The organism is Microbacterium sp. (genome assembly GCF_049661145.1).
Classification (GTDB): Bacteria; Actinomycetota; Actinomycetes; order Actinomycetales; family Microbacteriaceae; genus Microbacterium.
The window spans coordinates 1-2,877 of sequence record NZ_JBASZT010000193.1 but is presented as its reverse complement, the minus strand read 5'-3'; the positions used below and the strand labels follow the sequence as shown (position 1 = coordinate 2,877).

At 71.2% G+C, this 2,877-nt stretch carries 3 protein-coding genes; 1 reads left to right on the top strand and 2 read right to left on the bottom strand.

Going from position 1 to position 2,877, the window contains the following annotated elements:
• Positions 1–123 precede the first annotated feature (123 nt).
• On the top strand, positions 124–528 hold the full coding sequence (locus WBP48_RS08310; RefSeq protein ID WP_424438840.1) for a helix-turn-helix transcriptional regulator: 405 nt from the start codon (positions 124–126) through the stop codon (positions 526–528).
• Between the two features lie 138 nt (positions 529–666).
• Here the strand turns inward: WBP48_RS08310 and WBP48_RS08305 are convergent, their stop codons facing one another.
• Positions 667–1,566 carry a hypothetical protein gene (locus WBP48_RS08305; RefSeq protein ID WP_424438837.1) on the bottom strand — a complete coding sequence of 300 codons (900 nt, stop codon included), beginning with the start codon at positions 1,564–1,566 and terminating at the stop codon, positions 667–669.
• 216 nt (positions 1,567–1,782) lie between these two features.
• Positions 1,783–2,877, bottom strand: a 1,095-nt coding sequence (locus WBP48_RS08300; RefSeq protein WP_424438834.1) for an AI-2E family transporter, incomplete at its 5' end; no start/stop codon positions are given.

The window sequence follows — 2,877 nt, the reverse complement described above, 5'->3', positions numbered from 1 at the left end:
AGCTCTTGTGGGACGGATCGGTCTTGGCGGACAGATCCACTCCTACAAGAGCTACGTCACTTCCAGCCCACGCCGCGCCGCGCCAACGCTTGACAACACCCCACACCCGCTAACCGAACGGCATTGCTGCTAACCGACGCCCTGCTGCGCGCCGAAGCAGGCCGCGACGACGCGCACGTCGCGCTGGAGACCGCGCTCGATCTGGCCGTCCCCGAACACATCCTGCGCCCGTTCGCCGATCCGTACCCCGAACTGCGCACCCTGCTGGAGCAGCACGCGACATGGGGCAGCCGCCACGGCGCGTTCATCGCCGAGGCGCTCGCGCGCAGAGAGGCGGCATCGGCCGCTGCGGCCGACCTGTCCGAGCGCGAGCGTGAAGTGCTCGCGTACCTCCGCACGACGATGACGATCGCCGAGATCGCCGCCGCGCTGTACCTGTCGGTCAACACCGTCAAGACGCACGTGCAGTCGGTGTACCGCAAGCTCGGCGTCGGCAGCCGCCGCGAGGCCGTCCGCGTCCGCATCTGACCGCTGCCCGCCCCCGTCCCGCCTGCTCACCCGCCCATTCGCCGACCCGACGCATGTGGTCGCTTGCCCCGGCATCCATCCGGCCACATGCGTCGGCTCGCGGCCAGCAGCGGGCGGCGGGCGTCAGTCGGGCGGGCGTCAGTCGGGGATCCAGCCGCGGGCGAGGAGGGCGCGGCGAGTCTGCTCGATGGCTTGCGCGCGCCGCCTGCCGCGATGGCGCTTGTTCACCCGGATCACCCGCCACTCCAGTTGCGCAAGCGCCTCCAGCCGGTCGATGTCCCGCGCATACTGCCGGTCGTCCGTCCGATGCTGCTCGCCGTCGTATTCGAGCAAGACCTTGCGCGCCCGATCGACGAGGTCGCCCACCGCGACGAGCTTCCCGTGCTCGTCGAAGATCTCTCCGTTGACCTCGAACTCGGGCAGTCCCGCGGCTTCCGCGTCGAGGCGCAGCTCGGTCTCGGCGACCGAGTCCGTTCGCGCCCGCACCCGTGCGAGCGCGCGACGCAGTCGACGGATGCCGCGGCATCCGGCCCGGCGTTCGACGGCCTCGACGAGCGTCTGCTTCTTCAAGATCGGATCCTTGCGGCGCAACAGTGCATCGGCCGCGATGATCAACTCGCGCTCGCTGAGCTCGCCCGCCAGCTGGCACCAGGCGTCGGCGGGATGCACGACCGGCACGCCGTGCCAGAGGTACACGCGGGGGTCCTTCGCCTCGTGCCCCCGGATGCCGGCGCCGCGCGGTCGACCGACCGGCCGGACCGCGGACACGTCCAGCTTCGTGCGCAATCGGTCCGGCACCCAGCCGCCGACGAGCATCAGCGCGGTGGCATGGCTGTAGTGCTCGCCGGGCCGCAGCTTGACGGCGTAGGCGCGGACGAGCGCCCACGTTTCGCGGGAGCGTTTGCGCGTGCGCACACCGCGAAACGGGGCGCCCAGGTCGCGCGCCCGGAGGCGCCGTCGCGACACGCCGGCGTTACGGGCGGCGGGGACGGTGAAGACGTCGGGCAGCTGCGATGGCAGGGGTCGGGCGCGTGGCATCCACCGATGGTGCGCCCGCCGCGCCCGCCCGTGGGGGCCGCATCTGCCCATCCGTGGACAACTCCCCGAAACCCCGTCCTGTGGAGAGATCGATGGCGCCGGCATCCCGCCACCGCCTTACCGGCGCTGACCCGACGCATGTGGCCCGGTGGATGCCGGGGCAAGCGGCCACATGCGTCGGTTCGCGGCGCGGGAGAGGGGGAGGGGGAGGGAGGGTCAGGAGGGAGGGGGCGGGGAGGAAGGCGCATCCTCGCCGGACAGCCAGCGCAGCCAGGCGGCGCCGGAACCGGCACCCACACCACCAGCACCGGCACCCGCCCCCGCACCGCCAGCACCCGCACCACCGCTCCCTCCGAGCAGCAGCGCACGCACGAGCAGCGTCAGCGGGATCGACAGGATCGCACCGAGCGGGCCGATGACGAAGGTCCAGAAGATGACGGAGAAGAAGCTGAGCGTGAGGGTGAGGTCCACGGCATCGGACACGAACTTGGGCTGGATCATCACCTGCAGCGTGACGTTGACGACGCAGTAGATGGCGATCACCGCGAGCAGGAGCGGCCACCCGCCGACGACGAGGGCGAGCACTGCCGGTGGGATCAGCCCCAGCACGAACCCGATGTTGGGCACGAAGTTCGTCACGAACGCGAGGATCGCCCACACGATCGGCGCCGGGATCTGCAGCGCCCACAGCGCGAGCCCGTCGACGATCGCGACGACCGCGCCGAAGCTCGCATTGACGACGTAGTAGGTGCGGACGCCGTGGTTGTACGCGCGGAAGCGCTCGACCGTGGGACGGATGCCGGAACCGAACGCGCGCTCCGCGCGGGAGTAGCGGGCGCCGTCGGCGGCCATGAAGATGACGTAGGCGAGCACGAAGAAGAAGGCGGTCAGGACCCCCAGGGCGGTACCGCCGACGGATGCCGCGAACGACGCGATCGTGGTCGGCTTCAGGACCGAGGCGACGGCATCCGCCGCCTGCTTCTCCAGTCCGAGGTCCGTGAGCCAGGCGAGCACACCGTCGGCGCTCGCGCGCAGTTGCTCGGCCGAATCGCGCACCAGCCGCGTGAACTCGACGCCTGCGTAGTAGAGCATCGCCGCCAGAGCCGCGAGCACGAGATAGGCCACCGCGATGACTGCCGTCGTCGCGGCCCACGACGGCCAGCCGCGACGCTCGAGCGGATGCCGCAGGGGATGGCAGATGATGACGATCACGGCGCCCAGCAGCAACGGTCCCATCACGTCGCGCGCGAACGACAGACCGGCGAGAACCACGACCCCCGCCGCGAGCGTCAGCAGTAGCCGGGTCGGCGC

Excerpts from the sequence above, each read along its gene's own strand:
- WBP48_RS08305 (WP_424438837.1), bottom strand. The coding sequence starts at position 1,566 with ATGCCACGCGCCCGACCCCTGCCATCGCAGCTGCCCGACGTCTTCACC.